This is a genomic window from Psychrobacter coccoides, from assembly GCF_017498085.1.
GTDB lineage: Bacteria > Pseudomonadota > Gammaproteobacteria > Pseudomonadales > Moraxellaceae > Psychrobacter > Psychrobacter coccoides.
Genome location: NZ_JAGBKM010000001.1, coordinates 252,812 through 269,568, shown reverse-complemented (window position 1 = coordinate 269,568; position 16,757 = coordinate 252,812). Strand labels below are relative to the sequence as shown.

Here is a 16,757-nt window from a genome sequence, read left to right as displayed (position 1 = left end):
TTCTAGCGAGTCATGACATCACTCATCATGCTTTACGCTGCTAAACGAGTATCCGAGAAACCTTTATGGCCTTGTATCCCTATACCTTACAACCGATTGCCTTAAATCTAACCGAGGCCGAATTCCATCAAGCACAATACGAGTTGTTTTCGAGTGCCAGCCCTTCTTTTGGTCTATCTGCCATCAAAACCAAAGAATGGGTGATTATGGCCATTGTAGTAGCTCTAGCGATTGCAGGATTGGTCTTTGTCACCGGTTACTCTACTATTATTTTTTGGTTGATGTTGGTGGCAGTCGTGATTTACCTACTGGTTCGTACGCTTGGTTTTAAATGGTATGTAAAAAGAGAGTTTGATAAACAGGTCGCCGAACAAGAAATGCCAGATGAGATGCGTCAGATGAAGCTTGGCGTACAAAAGCATGGCTTGGTGATGGCGATGCCGGTCAATCAGCCAGACTTGATGCAAAACCCACAGATGCGCGGTATGCAGATGCGTGCAGGCTCGACTCAACAGGCCGTGGTCCCGTGGAGTGCCATCAAAAGTTGGGATGAGACTGATGACTATATTTTTATGATGTTTGAAATGAAAGGCCAACAAGGCAGTCAAATCATACCTAAGCGCTTGCAAGCACAAAAGTTCCCTATCGACACTGTGCGTCAACACCTACAAGAAGTGGTGCCAATCAAAGGCTTAAATCCTGAAAACTTACAACCACCGGCATAGATACTTTGCATAATCCCCCTTTTTTGTTTCTATTTGAGCAAAAAATGGGGATTTTATTTTGCAAAACCAATCACATTATTGTGTTTATTCAATTTTACTCATACATACGGTTTTGTTACTATTATAAGCATAACAAGAAAGCGTCTAAAGCAAGTGCTCTCTATAAAAATGACAGTTGACTGCTGACAGGGTATAACTGAGTATTGTAAGTATCAGTTATTCATTATTAAACGGTCACTGGTATTGTTATTTTTCTGAGTGAAATAGATATGTTATATTAATGGAAGTAGCCATATCGCCTATGACTTGGTACACTCCTAGACGTCTTGATTTAGAGCGCCAAATAATTTTAACACTCAAACTATAAGGATAATTTTATGAGTAATAATGCAACCAATCAAATTGGTCTAGAAAAAGCAGATATAAGCGAAGTCATTGCCAAATTAAATGGCTTATTATCAAGCTATCATATGTTTTATATCAACGTTCGTGGCTATCACTGGAACGTAAAAGGCGAGCATTTCTTTTCCTTGCATGAGCAGTTCGAAGAGCTATACACCAATCTACAAGTAGAGATTGATGAAATTGCTGAGCGTATTTTGACCTTGGGTGGCACGCCTCTCCACGCTTATAGCGACTTTGCTGAGCATACTCGCATCTCTGAAGACAAAAATGTGAAAGATGGTAACTCTTGTGCGCAAGGTGTGGTGACTGGTCTACAATCACTTATCGAAGAGCAGCGTGAAGTGTCTGAGCTGGCAGAAAAAGCTGAAGACCAAGGTACAGCTGATTTAGTAGACGACTATATACAGCAGCAAGAAAAGCTGGTGTGGATGTACAACGCATTTTTGGCGAATTAATTTATCGTTTTATTGATATATAATTCTACTCGTAAGATAAAAAAAAGCACCTATAAGGTGCTTTTTTTGTGCTTTATTTTATCTAAAGCACTGGTTGACTCCATCCAAACTGATACAGTCCTGCTAGTATAAGGCGTACCAATTTTACTTGGTGTTGGCTGGAAACACGTATTGAGTTACTGCTGAATCCATTGACGGATTTTCTCACGCTCAGCGGGCGTAGCGTTTAGCCACAGTTGCATAAACTGATCTAAAGTACTCGCCGAGGCAGACACTTTAGCAGTTTGTGTCACGACCGTTTGGCTGGCCGTTGATGGCTGATCTAATGCAGCGATGACACGTTGGTTTTGTAGTTGGGCATCACCGCCACCACTAAACACGCCGCCAATTGCATTACCTAAGCCTGAAAGCAGACCACCACCCCCAGAGACGCTTTGCTGACTGGCGATGATCGTATTACCTTGCTGGACGGCAAGAGTTGGGCTCTCTGCATACTCTTTTGCAGCACTATACTCTTCAGGTTGGTTGGGCATAGTCAGACGATAAGTCTGATTGTCTAGCATCTCTGCGGTGACGCTGATATTACCTGAGCGCAGATAATCGTGCTCGTCACGGCGCAAATTATACAGACGATCATACTTGGCAGTAATAACATGCTTGCCTGGCTGTAAAGTAAACTCTTTTTTTAGTGGCTGAAAGACGCTTTGTTTGAGCTCCTGACCGTTTATCGCTGTTACTTTAATATGGTCATCCACTAGCAAGGTGATGTCTGCGTGTGCGAGCATGGATACTGAGCCTGCACCGACAAGTAAGGCGCTCATAGTAAGCTTTTTGAGCGAAGAGGCAGATGTTTTCATAAGATATCCTATCTGTAGGTCTATGTTAGTTGGGTGTAGGTCTAGCGAGCGGTTTCAGTTGTAGTCTCTACGCTTAGTAGTCAAAGTTTATAGTCGTAAAAGCTTACGTGGCCTAGAGGCTGTTAAGTAAACCCTAAAAGTCTAATGGCATGGTATGATGGTCTTGCTTGACTTTATCCTCTTCGCTTTGTGACTCCTGCGTGATATCAGCAAGCTCTGCGACAAGTGTCTGCTCATCGATAGTACGTAAGGCATCAGTGATAACAGCCTTCGATATGTTGCTCCGTCCAAGATTGGAAAACATTGGTTGGATATAATTGAGCACTTCCATCATGGCGCCGATACGGTGCGGTCCCTCATTTAGCAAATGATCGATAATACGCTCATCAAACTGCCAACCACGTCGACGCAAAATAGAACCAAGTAGCGCTTGTCTATCAGCCAAGTCATGACCATTGGGTACCTTAAAGGCAGGTGCTTGGGACAGTCTGCTTAGCAAATCTGTCAGCTGAAACGGCAGCTCGCCAGCAGGCTTATTGGCTGCAAATATTAATTGTCGTTGCCCTTCACGACTACGATTGATCAAGTGAAATAAAGCAACCTGCCACTCAGTGCTATGCTCGAGTACCTCAACATCATCAATAGCGATAACATCAAAGTTCTCTAGAGAGGATAGGACGTTCACATCTGTATGTATCAGCTCATTAAGAGATAAGCAAATCGCTGACTTGTCCATGTCAATAAATGACTCACAAATAGCCGATAAAAGATGCGACTTACCAGTAGCAGGGCTACCAAATAGGTACAGTTGCCGAATCAGACCGACATGCAACTGCCGAACTGCATCAATAATCGACATCCAACCTGGACCGGAAAAGTCACTGAGACTCGCATCATGCTTAATGTCCAGATTGAGACTTAGCTGTGCTTCTGCCATGAATCATCAACTCGGTTTGCGTAATACATTAAATAAGTAATACCATTAAATAAAGAGACTGAGCGCTAATAAAAAGTCAATCAGCCTTAAGATTGCGTCATATCGATCAGCTATCTTTAGATCCAGTGCTTGTGATCGATTGCATATAGAGCACCAACATCTTGGGTCATAAAAACCCATATCTCAGATGTCATCATAACAAACACTGCGCCTATATATACCATATTTACAAAATGACTGACAAGTCTTTTGCTGTCCGTCTCTTCTTTCCATTCAGATTAACCACTTATAACACAGGCGATAAGCCTACTCAGGCTTGTTCCTACCCAAGAAGGCATACCTTCGAGTAAGGCTTATTTTTTTTCAAATAAGTCAAACTGCTTACGCCCTTTATAAAAGTCAGTACTGAGATAGTAATCGTACAAGTGATGAAACAATACATTCAGCACTGCTGCAACAGGAAGAGCAATAAGCATACCGACGAAGCCTAATAAACTCGCTCCTGCCAGTACGGCAAATATAACCCAAAGCGGTGATAGTCCAATTTTGTCACCCAACAATAACGGCTGCAAAACATAGCCTTCAGCGGCCTGCCCAACCAAAAACGCCCCTGTAACAAGTAACAAGTACTTCCAATCAAAGCCAAACTGAAACAGGGCTGCGATAATGGCAGCCACAAACCCAATACCAAAGCCTAAATAAGGCACAAAACTCGCAATACCTGCTACCATACCAATGATCAGCCCAAGCTCGAGACCAATGAGCTGCAGCTGTACTGCATAAATCGCTCCCAACAGCACCATGACTAATAGCTGCCCTTTAATAAATGCCATCAAGGCATGATCACTATCTTTGGCTATGCGCGTTATTTTCTGAGCATAAGCAGCTGGAAGGGCTTGTTTCCAAGTATGCAAGCGCTCATCCCAGTTGAATAAAAAGTAAAAGGTTAAAATAGGCACCAACACAATCAAGCCAGCATTGTTGATAAACCTCATACTCGAAGCCACAATCTGACTCATGAGACTGCTGGCATCGGCAAACTTATAATGTGTCTGCATGTAATCTACCAACGTTTCGGACAACCCTCTAACCTCTAGCTCTGGCAGACGCATACGGCTGTTATTGGCAAACCATTCACGTACCACTTCATTGTACCAGTTCAAGATCTTAGGTAGATACTCCCAAGCGGCTTGCAGCTGATGCCATAAGGTAGGTACTAACCACCACAGCAATAAAACCATACTCAATGTAATCGTGGCATAAACAACAATAATAGCAATCCAGCGTTTGATATATTTTGACAAACGCTTCACCAATGGATTAAACAGATAAGCCAATACAAATGCAATGACAAATGGAATAATGACTGGCATCATCAAATGTAGTAGAACCAAAGCCACTATCAGGACAGCGACAAAAAATAAGCGCCGAAAAAAAGGATCTATCTGTTGGTGAATCATTAAAAGAATCCTTATTGATTGATATATAATAATTAGTTTTGCGCTTTATTATCGCAGAATACGATGAAAAATCCGTCATTTTTTGTTTCTTAACTTTTTATTTGACGCTTATTTGGTACTTATGCTGAATATTCGTTGAATATTGGCAAGTTGCTTTGCGAGTAAGGGCTGTTTTTGGGTATAATGCGCCCACTATCGTCAAACCTTTCTTCTCTGATTTTATTTATCGATTTCGACGGTTCGTTCGAATTATTTAACCCCAATTGTGAGATAACCATGAGTGATAAGCCTTCTTTAAGCTACAAAGATGCCGGTGTTGATATTGATGCAGGCGACGCATTGGTTCAGCGGATCAAATCCGTAGCAAAAGCCACTACTCGTCCTGAAGTCGTGGGCGGTCTTGGCGGTTTTGGTGCGCTTTGTCGCATTCCGATTGGTTATACCTCACCTTTATTGGTATCAGGTACAGATGGTGTCGGCACCAAACTTAAATTAGCATTGCAGCTGCAGCGTCATGACACCATAGGTATCGACTTGGTCGCTATGTGTGTCAATGACTTACTGGTATGTGGTGCTGAGCCTTTGTTCTTCCTAGATTATTACGCGACCGGCAAGCTTGATGTGGATGTGGCGGCCACTGTCGTTACGGGTATCGGCGAAGGCTGTAAGCTAGCAAACTGCGCCCTTATCGGTGGCGAAACTGCTGAGATGCCAGGTATGTACCAAGATGAGGATTACGACCTTGCTGGATTCTGTGTCGGTGTGGTCGAAGAAGCAGAAGTGATTACTGGTGAAAATGTCGCTGAAGGCGATGTATTGATCGCTCTGGCTTCTAGCGGTGCTCACTCAAATGGCTATTCACTTGTTCGTAAAGTCATCGAAGTCAGTGGCATAGATCTTACCAACAGTGATGAGCAGTTAGATGGTCAGCCTATTCAGGATGCGCTGATGGCGCCGACTCGTATCTATGTTCAGGCCATCAAGGCCCTACAAGATACGCTGGGTAGCTCAGCCTTGCATGCCATGTCACACATCACGGGTGGCGGCTTGACTGACAACCTACCACGGGTACTGCCAGACGATCTGTCAGCGAGCATCGATACCAACAGCTGGCAGTTTTCCGAGCTGTTCACATGGTTACAAAATGAAGGAAATATCGAGCAAAGCGAGATGTATCGCACCTTCAACTGCGGTATTGGGTTTGTCATCGTTGTGCCAAAAGATAAAGCTGAAGCGGCCATCAATACTTTGAATGATGCTGGTGAGACAGCATGGCAGTTGGGTGAGATGGTCAAACGCAGCACTGATGAGCAGGCAGATGCGGTGGTATATCGTTAATGTCTAGCAACAAGCAAAATAACGACAACCAGCCTTTGCACATTGCGGTTCTGGTATCTGGTAGCGGCAGCAATCTGCAAGTACTAATAGACGCAATGCAAGCAAACATACTGCCAATTGAAATCGTCGGGGTCATTAGCAATCGTGAAGATGCCTACGCCATCACACGTGCGCAAGATGCCGCCATTCCAGTAGCAGTGCTATCACATGTAGCCAGTGGCAAACGTATGGGCATCAAAACCTTTGAAACTCATGCCAGCACTCAGCTACAAGCATGGCAGCCAGACCTGATTGTATTGGCAGGGTTTATGCGTGTCCTTAGTGGCTCATTTATTGACAGTGCGCCAGCACCAATGATTAATCTGCATCCTTCCTTATTACCGGCTTATAAAGGGCTTGATACCCATCAGCGGGCCATAAAGTCAGGTGATCGACATCATGGTTGCAGTGTCCATGTGGTCACAGCTGAGCTTGATGCAGGTGCGGTCTTAACCCAAGCACTGCTTAACGTTACACCTAAGGACACCGCTGCTGGCCTACAAACCAGGGTACAACGGCTCGAGCATCAGCTATTGCCTTGGACGATTCAGCTTATCGCAAAGGGCGTCATCGACCTAAACATAGCGCAGACCACCCCCTCCGTTTTGCCTGCTTTACCCCTAAAACTTTGGCTAGATGACTAAATCAAAAACCCCCTCGTTACTCAAGTAACGAGAGGGTCATAATAACAATAATACTAAAAGCTAGGTAGAGACTGAGGCTTTAAGCTGGTTTTTTATTGACCACATGCACAGCCTTAATATTCACAAACTCTTTAATACCAAAGCCGCCATGCTCACGGCCATAGCCAGAATCTTTAACCCCGCCAAACGGCAGTCCTGGATTGACTAGATTATAACCATTGATATATACCATTCCAGTATCGAAGTGATCTTGGGCAAGGCTTATTGCTTTTTCTTCGTCTTTAGAAAAGATAGCACCCCCTAGCCCATAGCGACTGTCATTAGCGATACGAAACGCATCTTCTTTATCCTTAGCACGAATGAGCGACGCCACTGGCCCAAACAGCTCATCTTTGTACGCTGGCTGATCTGGCTTGATATTCTCCAAAATCGTTGGTGGATAAAACGCACCAGGTTTATCTGGCACTTCACCCCCTAGAGTAATGGTTGCGCCCTTACTGACACTCTCTTGTACTTGTTCGTGTAGAGTATCACGCTGTTTACTACTCGACATTGGACCGACGTCAGTAGATGCTTCCATTGGATCACCGACTTTGTAAGCCTTAAACTTTTCGATGACCAAATCACGGAACTTATCATAGACGCTGTCAACGACCACAAAACGCTTGGCTGCGATACAGGTCTCACCGTTGTTATAAAGACGAGCATGGGCACAGGTTGCCGCAGCAAGATCCAAGTCGGCATCTTCTAATACGATAAACGCATCATTAGAACCCAGCTCCATTACCGTCTTTTTGAGCACTTTGGCCGCCTGCTGTGCCACTACCCTACCGGCCGTATCACTACCTGTCAGCGTCACGCCGCGTACCTTCTCATGTTCAATCACTTGCTCAGACTGATCGTGACTGATAATTAAAGCACGGAATAAGTCATTTGGTAAGTCTGACTCATGCATGATTTTTTCAATAAGTAGGCCTGAGCCTGTAACGTTTGAAGCATGCTTGAGCAAAATACTGTTGCCCGCCATCAAGTTGGCAATGGTGTAACGAAACACTTGATAAGCTGGGAAGTTCCAAGGTTGAATACCATAAATGATACCGATAGGGTCATAACTAATAAGGCCTTTTTTGATCCCTTCGATCTCACGCTCGTCATCGGCTAAAGCGGCAACACCCTCTTGTGCCGTAAAGTCACAAATGGCTTTACATAGGTCGACTTCTCCTAAGCTGGCCTCGAGAGTTTTGCCTCGCTCCTCGGTCATCAGTTTTGCCAACTCATCTTTATACGTCATTAGCGTACCACCAATTGACTTGATGACTTTAGAACGCTCTTCTGCGCTTACCAGACGCCAATCTATAAATGCTTTATGAGAAGCATCGATAATCTTATTGACTTCATCATTACTCATATAGCTATAGTCTTTGATATTTTCGCCCGTCGTTGGGTTCACAGTTGTGATATCTGCCATGATTATTATCCTTGTTTATTAGTGTGTTTTTGAATCAATTAGATTAGGACGTGTCTTTTTTCATGATGTTTATCAAGCATAACAAATGGATCAGGGAGTAGGTTTACAAGTTATAAAGAAGTGTGCGTAAGATGTTAAGAATGTGACTGTACCTATAAAGTCACATCATACAAAAGAGAGCAATAAAAAAACCAGCTCAATTCATAATGGCTGGTTTTTCTGATATCGATTAATAGCGCCTTAGTCTCTAGAGTCATATCAAAACAAATGGTTAATGACAGGTATCTCCTGCGTCGGGTTTTCCTCATCAGCGACCACTTGCCGTGCAACATGCATGATGAGCTGACGTAGCCAACGGTGAGCTGGGTGATGCTGCAATAGGGGCGACCACGCCATAGTCAATTCAAATTCAGGAATAAAAAACGGCGGCTCTTTCATAACGATACTGTCATTATTTGCTTGCATCCGGGCCACTCGTGTCGGCAGTGTAGCGATGAGATCTTTGTTGGCAGCGAGCATGGCTGGCATCTGATAATGACGGGTAAAGACACTGATCTGACGTTTTTGACCCAACCGCTGCAGCGCTTGATCAATAGAACCTAGCCCACCGGACTTTTCTGGATTGACCCCAAACCCCACACCCATACCTGTCTTAGACACCCAAACGTGCTGAGCCTTTAGGTAATTTTTTAAATTAAATCGATTGGCAATAGGGCTATCAGCAGACAGTAAGCAGCTAAAGGTATCGCGCCAGACCAATACTTGGTGAAAGCTTTGTGGTATCTCATTAAAACGGTTGATCGCCAGATCCACTCGCCCCTGCTCCATATCTCGATAAGAAACGTCTGATGGCGTTAAAAAATCCAAAATCACATTGGGCGCCTCAGAGCGCAACGCCTTAACCAACTTAGGCACTAAAGTCGCCTCCGCATAGTCTGAGGTCATAATACGAAAGACCCGTGAGGTCGTATAAGGGCGAAACTCAGTACGAGGCTCTAATACTTGAGTGAGATCAGCCAATATTTCACGAATTCGTGGCTGCAGCTCTAAAGCTCGCTCAGTGGGTGTCATACCTTCAGAAGAACGCACCAATAAAGGATCATTAAATAACTTGCGCAAACGCCGCAAAATATTACTCATTGCTGGTTGGGTGATACCTAACTGCTCAGCGGCTCTTGTGACATTTTTTTCTCGTAACAGTACATCTAAATGCACCAATAAATTTAAATCAACCCGCTGCAAATTCATACGTATTTCTCTATGCTTTTAAGTATATGTCCATCTAGAGTGTGACGGCTGCTATATGCTGTTATAACGAAGACTGTCCGAACAAAATAAAACCGATACCTATTCCAATCTGCTACTGGAAGAGATAACGAAAAACTCATCTCAATACTACAAAACCGATCTTACAATTAATTATCTTTTACGAGTTAAAACAGGACTTTTCACCTCATTATTATGCTATAAGCCTTTGGATTATTGCTAAATTTAGAATAAATAAACGCCTATGTCGTTGTTTATACTACACTATAAATACAAGAAATACCAAAGATAACTATCATAAATTAGATAAATCCCAATAACCTCGCTATAGTGGCCCGTGTAGACAAATTGAAGTGTCAATAACAAAACTCGTTTTTAATACGTGCTTAAATGACTTTCTAAGCTTTAACTTTAAGCTTATATCCACTTATTGTAGCATTTCTTATGAGCCAGTAGTGAGAGCGTCGCCGTAGTAGTCTCGTATTTAGCCATAAGCTTGTTTAGGGTAGTTAAGCTAAAGATTTTGAGTAGTCAGATGAGTAGCACTTAAGCTTCGAGACACAAGCTTCTATTTAATCAATACGTTCGTATGTGATACGAATATCCTGCAAGTACAGTAATACTTAGTAGCGCTTATTGATTTTTGTACGTTAATTATTTTTGTAAGTAAATCATAACACCCACCAAGGAGACTATAGATGTCAACTGCATATAAATCAGCAATCGATTTAGTACGTGAATTAAAGCAAAAGCACGGTAACTGGCAGAACATCAGCGAAACTGATGCAGCACGTATGATGATGCAAAACCGCTTTAAAACCGGTTTGGATATTGCAAAATATACTGCAAAAGTAATGCGTCAGGACATGGAAGACTATGATAATGACACGTCTCAGTACACACAGTCTCTAGGCGCTTGGCACGGTTTTGTAGCCCAACAAACCATGTACGCTAAGAAAAAGTACTTTGGCACCACGTCTAAAACGTACATCTATCTATCAGGTTGGATGGTCGCTGCCCTACGCTCTGAGTTTGGTCCTCTACCTGACCAATCTATGCACGAAAAAACCTCAGTGCCTAAGCTAATCGAAGAGATCTACACGTTCTTACGTCAAGCCGATGCTAAAGTACTGAACGACTACTTCCGTGAGCTAAATGCTGCAGAAGAAGCGGGCCAAGACACTTCAGCCATCTTAGAAAAAATCGAAAACTTTGAGACGCACGTTGTGCCAATCATCGCTGACATCGATGCAGGTTTCGGTAACGAAGAAGCGACTTACTTGCTAACCAAGCAAATGATCGAAGCTGGTGCTTGTGCTATCCAAGTTGAAAACCAAGTCTCTGATGCCAAACAGTGTGGTCACCAAGCAGGTAAAGTTACTGTACCTCATGAAGACTACATCGCAAAAATCAACGCCATTCGCTATGCATTCTTAGAGCTTGGTGTTGAAGACGGTGTTATCGTGGCCCGTACTGACTCTGAAGGCGCATCATTGACGCAAAAAATCCCAGTATCAGAAGAGCCAGGCGACCTTGCTTCTAAATACATCGACTTTATCGAAATGGAAGAAATCACGCTCGAAGAAGCCAATGAAAACGACAGCTTACTGAAGCATGACGGTAAACTAGTACGTCCTGTTCGCTTAGCAAACGGCTTGTATCAGTTCCGTGAAGACACCAATATCGACCGTGTTGTACTTGACTGTGTGACTGCTCTAGAAAACGGTGCCGACCTACTATGGATCGAAACGCCGACTCCAGACGTAGAACACATCAAAATGATGGTTGACCGTATCAAAGAGCAGCAGCCAAAAGCCAAGCTGGTTTACAACAACAGCCCATCGTTCAACTGGACGCTCAACTTCCGTAAGCAAATCATCGCTCAGTGGGAAGAAGAAGGTAAAGACATCTCTGCCTACAATAAAGACGACTTAATGAGCAGCGACTATGATGGTACTGAGCTTGATCAAGCCGCTGACGAAGCTGCGAAGAACTTCCAGCGTGATGCGTCACGTGAAGCAGGTGTCTTCCACCACTTGATCACGCTACCGACTTATCACACCACTGCACTTAGCGTACATGAGCTTGCTAAAGGCTACTTCGGCGAAGAAGGTATGCTTGCGTATGCAGCTGGCGTACAGCGTAAAGAAATCCGTGAAGGTATCGACTGTGTTAAGCACCAAGCCATGGCTGGTTCAGACCTAGGTGATGATCACAAAGAAATCTTCTCAGGTGACAACGCTCTAAAAGCTGGCGGCGAAAAGAACACTATGAACCAGTTCTAATCACTGTTGGTCTATAATTAAGCTTACTCAAAAGCCGTCCTACATGCATGTAGGGCGGCTTTTTTAATACCTGCCAGCCATTAATTTTATCGAAGATTCCCCAGAAACACCCTTGTCACTGGCCATGATATAAGACATAGTAAGTCTATAGCTGATTATTAGTGGATACGACCTCAAAGGAGGGTTTGCCTGTGCAAGAGATAGAACTGAGATTTTTGATACCGCCAGCACGTCTAAAAGGTCTGATGCGCCAGACTAAGATAAAGTCTTCACAAGTGACCAAACTTGCGGCTCATTATTATGATACCCCTGAGCAAGCCTTAGCAAAAGCGGGTATTGGTCTGCGCATTCGTAAAGAAGGTGATGACTGGGTACAGACCATAAAAGCTGGTGGCGATGGTATTGCAGCACGCCTAGAGCACAACAACTTGCTAGATAATGAGCAGGTTCAGCAGATGCTAAATGATAATACGCTCTTGCCTAATTTGACCTTATATAAAGACACTGTGATCGCTCCCGCTTTGGCTGACTTCAAACTTAAGAAGCTGAGCAAACAACTTACATTATTATATGTTACCGATGTCGAGCGTATCACACGCTTAATCGATGATGACACCACCCCCCTTGACGACAATCATGTCAACAGCCAGATAGAAGTCGCTTACGATAAAGGGAAGATTATTCATGGCAATGATAAAAGCCAGCAACACCCTATTCATGAGATAGAGTTTGAGCTGATTGCAGGTGATTTAGACTTTTTATTTGATACTGCCAAAACCTGGTGTAAGCGCTATAAGCTGTGTCTGTCTACCGTGACCAAAGCCGAGCGAGGTGGTTTACTGATCACAGGACAAGCTTATAGTCCAGCAGTCAGCGCCAATCTAGAGCAGCTAAACATTGATAAAAAAACCACCATGCCCGCTTTTATACGCACCGCTGTGCACAATTGCTTACTGCATATCTTACCTAATAGCAGTGCGATCGTGGCAGGCTGCGAGCAAGACAGTCATGTGTGGCAGTTATATGTCGGTATCACTCGCCTCTATGCTGTCCTGCAAGCCTTTGCCGGCTTCTCTGATCATACCAATCCGGAGTGGTTACCGATACTAAAACAAACCGCAACGCTACTTGATGACTATCGACAACGTGCTTATTTGGCGTCGTCTATAGAGCCTAATCTACAAAGGTATAATGCACCTATCGTCGACTGGACTGCAGAGCTAAATACCATCAAGATCAAGCCTATAGACGCCATCAGTGCTAACGACTTTCAGCTGACCTTACTTGAATTGATCGCTTTTACGATGAGCGACCCTAGCCTTGAGACCCAAGCGGACAGCTGTGCTAAAGATAAACTATCAGAGGTTTTATCTCAGCAGCAAGACACGCTTATACAGGCGGCACAAAACCTACCTGATACATACAGCGCTCCTTTAGAGAGTAGCTCTCCAAATAATAACGATACAAAGGATGCGAATGCAAAAGGTGCAGATGCAAAAAATACTGACGTGAAGCGTGACGACCAGCAAGCTCTATATAACCTACAGCATGAGTTAGCGCTGCTACGGTATATGGGTGAATTTGCCATACCGGTTTTTGATAAGAAAAAATCAAAAAAGAAAAGCAAGCGGTGGCTAAAACGTATCACCAAAGCACAAAAAGCCATCAACCACTACCGCAGTCATAAGCAATACCAACAATACTATCAAAATAAATCAGCGACAGATGCCAAGGCCTTGTATGGTGCAGGCTGGTTTGCCGCCAAGCTTGCCAGCGACTATAAACGCAGCCAAAAACGCTTGGCCAAAGCAGTCGATAGCACTGCGTTTTGGTAAAGTAATCACAACTGAGGAGAAGTGACTGCAGCCCTAAATAGGTCACCATCTCAAAAAACAAAAAAGACAGCTCAGTTCAAAGAGCTGTCTTTTTTTATTCATGGCTTCTTTTTATTTATGGTTTTTTTGTCCATGAATTTATAGATGGTTTTATTTTTAGCACCTCTTAGTCGTTCAAGCCCAACACCTTCATACGCTCACTGACGGGCTGATACGTTTTTTCGCCAGCAGGGGCTTGAATGCTACCAAATGGCATCTGTGCTATCAACTCCCAACTGTCCGGAATCGCAAACGCTGCCGCTGCGTCCTCATCTACCAGCGGATTATAATGCTGTAGGTTGGCACCGATATCTAGCGTGCGCAGCTCTGTCCACATGGCATACTGGTGCATGGCTGAGGTCTGCTCTGCCCAAATTGGGAAACGATCAGCATATAGGGCAAACTGCTCTTGCAGTGATTTGGTCACTTTTGTGTCTTCATAAAACAGCACAGTACCAGCCGCTGCCCGAAAGCCGTCTAATTTTTGTTTACTGGCAGTAAAGTCACCATCACCGACCGCTATACGCAGTTTCTCTTCAGCGATATCCCACAGCTTTTGATGCTCAGCACCAAACAATACCACCAAGCGTGAAGACTGCGAGTTAAAAGCAGACGGTGTATGTAACAGCACACGCTCAGCCATATTCACGATCGCTTGCGGTGCTACTGGTAATTCATTACCTAAAGCATATATCGAACGGCGCTCGTCAAAGGCTTGTTGTACGGTGATTAGACTTTCTTTTGACATTATAGATACCCTCATTAATAAGTGATATATTTATCGACTAAAACTGGGCTCATTATAACAGCCCTCTTAAATATAAGCACCTTATATGAAGTTGAGATTATCAATAACTGTGTACAGTTATTTTGTTTAACCCAGATAATGGCATATATAAGCATGCGCCTCAATGCTCAGCGACGATCGTCACCACTGTCCCCTCTTCTACTTGGGAAAACAGCGCCATAATATCTTGATTGCGCATACGTACACAGCCATGCGAAAGCGGTGTGCCCATAGGCTCAGTGTCTGGCGTACCATGAATATAGATATAGCGCTGATAGGTATCACAGCCGCCTTGGCGATTACTGCCTTTATTACGCCCCTCCTCAAGACCACTTAGCCATAAGATACGGCTCAATATCCAGTCACGCTCAGGATACTGTAACCCAAGCTCAGTATCATAAATCTCACCTGTAGGCACACGCCCGACAAACACCGAATTGATAGGCGCCCTTCCACCAATTTTTTTGGCAATGACGTGTCGGCCTAGTGGCGTGCAGCCACTATCTTGCTGACTGCCCACACCGTTTTTGGCAGTAGAGACCAAGTACTGAGTGGTTTTTTTATTCTGCTGATATACCGTCAGCGTTTGCTGAGCGATATCCACTACCAGCTGTATATCTGATTGGTTGTTATTTTGCATAAGTATATCCAACTGTCATATCGACAGTGCTATTTATAGATTGATTGAGCTTTTCTATTCTTAAGGGATTGTATCTAGGCAGTTGGCACCGTAATATATAGGCACACTTTTTTGATGCTAGCAGATTATGACGACTATTTCACCGACACGTGTATCGATGTATGATTTTTTATATCAAGATACCCAGCCCCTAGTGTCTTTATTAGCCGATGCAGCAGAGCTGTCATTACCGCAAACCCGTCTTGCTCTAGGTGCCAGCTTACAGGCGATCGTAGCAGCGCTGCTGGCCTATCAGCAGCGCCATCAAGGCCAAGCTATTAATAAAAAGCTGTTTAATCGTGCTGCTGTAAAAGAGCTGCGTCAATACAACTCCATGAACTTTGTGACCCTCAATGCGACATTATACCATCGCAATGATGTCGCCGACGCCGTCTTTCATGATAGCGCACGTGTTGTCAAAGCCAGCTCATATATTGCATCGCAAGTCGATGCGACCACCGAACAAGTGCGCACACTGTTGACCTGCCTTTGTGTCATCGTCTTAAGAGAGCTTGCTATTTTAGCTGACTACAGCAAGCTCGATAACGACGAGCTCGATAAGTGGTTTGCCCTGCAGCCTCAGTTTTTATCAGCAGAGCGTTTTGCTAAAAACAATGTACTAGCCGTATCTACATTGGAACAAAACACAAGCCCTACCAGCCAAAGCAGAGCGCACGACATCGAGGCGAATAAAAGCAACCAGCATCAACAGCAAGCTTCAGTCTTAGCGGAGAATGATGAAGAAAGCTTAAAGACAGCAACCTCATCAAAAACAGAGGCCACTTCTCTTACAATAGTACCGCCACCTTTTGATAACTATTGGTACGAGCTGACGAGCTTTACCCCAGAGCACAGCGCTGCAAAACAAGATATGCAACAAGCCACCTCAAACTACCTCAAAGCGATCGGCCGCTCCTCTGATAGCACGCCACAGGGTCATCATAATGACACCCTCGTATTTGCCCAAATGTATGCCATCGCTCTACCGCATCAACGCTGGTTATTACAACTGGCAAAAATATCTGATATTTACCTGAGTCGCAACCGCTTACGCATTACCTCCGAACCCACTACGCCACCTACACCGCCGCTAGTAAGCTTGGGTTTGATAGGCGCTAGCAATGACAACACTCCAACGACCACCAGCGAGATACCGATCGAGTACGACAAGCCAAAGCCGCTTTGGAAAGATCCTGCGATTTTGATACTCATACTGGTCATCGGTGGACTTGGGGCACTGGCGACATTCAAGTATCAAACTCAAAAATCTCAGCAGCCGTCGCAAGTGATCTCTACCACGGAGGCGGTCTCAGAAAAGCAACGCCAAATGCAAGATGTGGCCATCGTCAAAGTCGATGAGGACGATCTTGATAGCACTGATGATGTAGCGCCTACCGTACCAGAATGATTAAGACGCTCGAAAGACACGAGCCTTTACGCTTCTAGAGTTAGCATAGTGCCTTTTGCCATTGACAATAAAAAAACAGAGACTCTATCACTATAGGTCTCTGTTTTTGAATAAGTCTGACTTAGTCCAC

Annotated in this window: 14 protein-coding genes; 7 read left to right on the top strand and 7 right to left on the bottom strand. The window is 44.1% G+C overall.

Annotation, left to right across the window (positions count from 1 at the left end):
* Positions 1-65 precede the first annotated feature (65 nt).
* Both J3492_RS01250 and J3492_RS01245 read left to right on the top strand, forming a co-directional pair.
* On the top strand, positions 66-725 hold the full coding sequence (locus tag J3492_RS01250; RefSeq protein ID WP_207988884.1) for a YcxB family protein: 660 nt from the start codon (positions 66-68) through the stop codon (positions 723-725).
* 377 nt (positions 726-1,102) lie between these two features.
* Complete coding sequence (locus tag J3492_RS01245; RefSeq protein WP_207988882.1) at positions 1,103-1,585, top strand: Dps family protein; 483 nt, start codon at positions 1,103-1,105, stop codon at positions 1,583-1,585.
* A 176-nt stretch (positions 1,586-1,761) separates the two neighbouring features.
* Here J3492_RS01245 and J3492_RS01240 read toward each other — a convergent pair whose 3' ends face one another.
* The 3 genes from J3492_RS01240 to J3492_RS01230 form a co-directional block, all read right to left on the bottom strand.
* A complete protein-coding gene (locus tag J3492_RS01240; protein ID WP_207988879.1) occupies positions 1,762-2,442 on the bottom strand; it encodes a DUF2057 family protein in 681 nt (226 codons plus the stop codon).
* Positions 2,443-2,575: 133 nt separating this feature from the next.
* Positions 2,576-3,379: a DnaA regulatory inactivator Hda gene (gene hda / locus J3492_RS01235; protein ID WP_207988877.1), complete on the bottom strand. Its 804-nt coding sequence runs from the start codon at positions 3,377-3,379 to the stop codon at positions 2,576-2,578.
* Positions 3,380-3,732: 353 nt separating this feature from the next.
* Entirely contained in the window at positions 3,733-4,839 is a 1,107-nt protein-coding gene (locus J3492_RS01230) for an AI-2E family transporter (protein ID WP_207988874.1), read from the bottom strand.
* A gap of 276 nt (positions 4,840-5,115) precedes the next feature.
* Between J3492_RS01230 and purM the strand changes: the two genes are divergently transcribed.
* Positions 5,116-6,177, top strand: a complete 1,062-nt coding sequence (gene purM / locus J3492_RS01225; RefSeq protein WP_207988872.1) for a phosphoribosylformylglycinamidine cyclo-ligase — start codon at positions 5,116-5,118, stop codon at positions 6,175-6,177.
* Positions 6,177-6,860, top strand: a complete 684-nt coding sequence (gene purN / locus J3492_RS01220; RefSeq protein WP_207988871.1) for a phosphoribosylglycinamide formyltransferase — start codon at positions 6,177-6,179, stop codon at positions 6,858-6,860. Before purM ends, purN begins: the two co-directional genes overlap by 1 nt.
* A gap of 79 nt (positions 6,861-6,939) precedes the next feature.
* On the opposite strand, the gene J3492_RS01215 is transcribed toward purN, so the two are convergent.
* The gene (locus J3492_RS01215; protein WP_207988869.1) at positions 6,940-8,328 is read right to left on the bottom strand and encodes an NAD-dependent succinate-semialdehyde dehydrogenase; all 1,389 of its coding nucleotides are present in this window, start codon (positions 8,326-8,328) and stop codon (positions 6,940-6,942) included.
* A 258-nt stretch (positions 8,329-8,586) separates the two neighbouring features.
* Positions 8,587-9,576: a LysR family transcriptional regulator gene (locus J3492_RS01210; protein WP_207988867.1), complete on the bottom strand. Its 990-nt coding sequence runs from the start codon at positions 9,574-9,576 to the stop codon at positions 8,587-8,589.
* Positions 9,577-10,292: 716 nt separating this feature from the next.
* Here J3492_RS01210 and J3492_RS01205 point away from each other — a divergent pair.
* Together J3492_RS01205 and J3492_RS01200 are read left to right on the top strand one after the other, a co-directional pair.
* A complete protein-coding gene (locus J3492_RS01205; protein WP_207988865.1) occupies positions 10,293-11,879 on the top strand; it encodes an isocitrate lyase in 1,587 nt (528 codons plus the stop codon).
* A gap of 191 nt (positions 11,880-12,070) precedes the next feature.
* Positions 12,071-13,714 (top strand): CYTH and CHAD domain-containing protein, encoded by a 1,644-nt coding sequence (locus J3492_RS01200; protein ID WP_207988862.1) that lies wholly within the window; start codon positions 12,071-12,073, stop codon positions 13,712-13,714.
* 166 nt (positions 13,715-13,880) lie between these two features.
* Here the strand turns inward: J3492_RS01200 and J3492_RS01195 are convergent, their stop codons facing one another.
* Both J3492_RS01195 and J3492_RS01190 read right to left on the bottom strand, forming a co-directional pair.
* On the bottom strand, positions 13,881-14,501 hold the full coding sequence (locus J3492_RS01195; protein ID WP_207988860.1) for a nitroreductase family protein: 621 nt from the start codon (positions 14,499-14,501) through the stop codon (positions 13,881-13,883).
* Positions 14,502-14,661: 160 nt separating this feature from the next.
* A complete protein-coding gene (locus J3492_RS01190; protein ID WP_207988858.1) occupies positions 14,662-15,180 on the bottom strand; it encodes a L,D-transpeptidase in 519 nt (172 codons plus the stop codon).
* A gap of 127 nt (positions 15,181-15,307) precedes the next feature.
* Between J3492_RS01190 and J3492_RS01185 the strand changes: the two genes are divergently transcribed.
* The gene (locus tag J3492_RS01185; protein WP_207988856.1) at positions 15,308-16,627 is read left to right on the top strand and encodes a hypothetical protein; all 1,320 of its coding nucleotides are present in this window, start codon (positions 15,308-15,310) and stop codon (positions 16,625-16,627) included.
* Positions 16,628-16,757 lie beyond the last annotated feature (130 nt).

Excerpts from the sequence above, each read along its gene's own strand:
- J3492_RS01240 (WP_207988879.1), bottom strand. The coding sequence starts at position 2,442 with ATGAAAACATCTGCCTCTTCGCTCAAAAAGCTTACTATGAGCGCCTTA.
- J3492_RS01195 (WP_207988860.1), bottom strand. The coding sequence starts at position 14,501 with ATGTCAAAAGAAAGTCTAATCACCGTACAACAAGCCTTTGACGAGCGC.
- J3492_RS01205 (WP_207988865.1), top strand. The coding sequence starts at position 10,293 with ATGTCAACTGCATATAAATCAGCAATCGATTTAGTACGTGAATTAAAG.
- hda (WP_207988877.1), bottom strand. The coding sequence starts at position 3,379 with ATGGCAGAAGCACAGCTAAGTCTCAATCTGGACATTAAGCATGATGCG.
- J3492_RS01215 (WP_207988869.1), bottom strand. The coding sequence starts at position 8,328 with ATGGCAGATATCACAACTGTGAACCCAACGACGGGCGAAAATATCAAA.
- J3492_RS01245 (WP_207988882.1), top strand. The coding sequence starts at position 1,103 with ATGAGTAATAATGCAACCAATCAAATTGGTCTAGAAAAAGCAGATATA.
- purN (WP_207988871.1), top strand. The coding sequence starts at position 6,177 with ATGTCTAGCAACAAGCAAAATAACGACAACCAGCCTTTGCACATTGCG.
- J3492_RS01190 (WP_207988858.1), bottom strand. The coding sequence starts at position 15,180 with ATGCAAAATAACAACCAATCAGATATACAGCTGGTAGTGGATATCGCT.
- purM (WP_207988872.1), top strand. The coding sequence starts at position 5,116 with ATGAGTGATAAGCCTTCTTTAAGCTACAAAGATGCCGGTGTTGATATT.
- J3492_RS01250 (WP_207988884.1), top strand. The coding sequence starts at position 66 with ATGGCCTTGTATCCCTATACCTTACAACCGATTGCCTTAAATCTAACC.
- J3492_RS01185 (WP_207988856.1), top strand. The coding sequence starts at position 15,308 with ATGACGACTATTTCACCGACACGTGTATCGATGTATGATTTTTTATAT.
- J3492_RS01210 (WP_207988867.1), bottom strand. The coding sequence starts at position 9,576 with ATGAATTTGCAGCGGGTTGATTTAAATTTATTGGTGCATTTAGATGTA.
- J3492_RS01230 (WP_207988874.1), bottom strand. The coding sequence starts at position 4,839 with ATGATTCACCAACAGATAGATCCTTTTTTTCGGCGCTTATTTTTTGTC.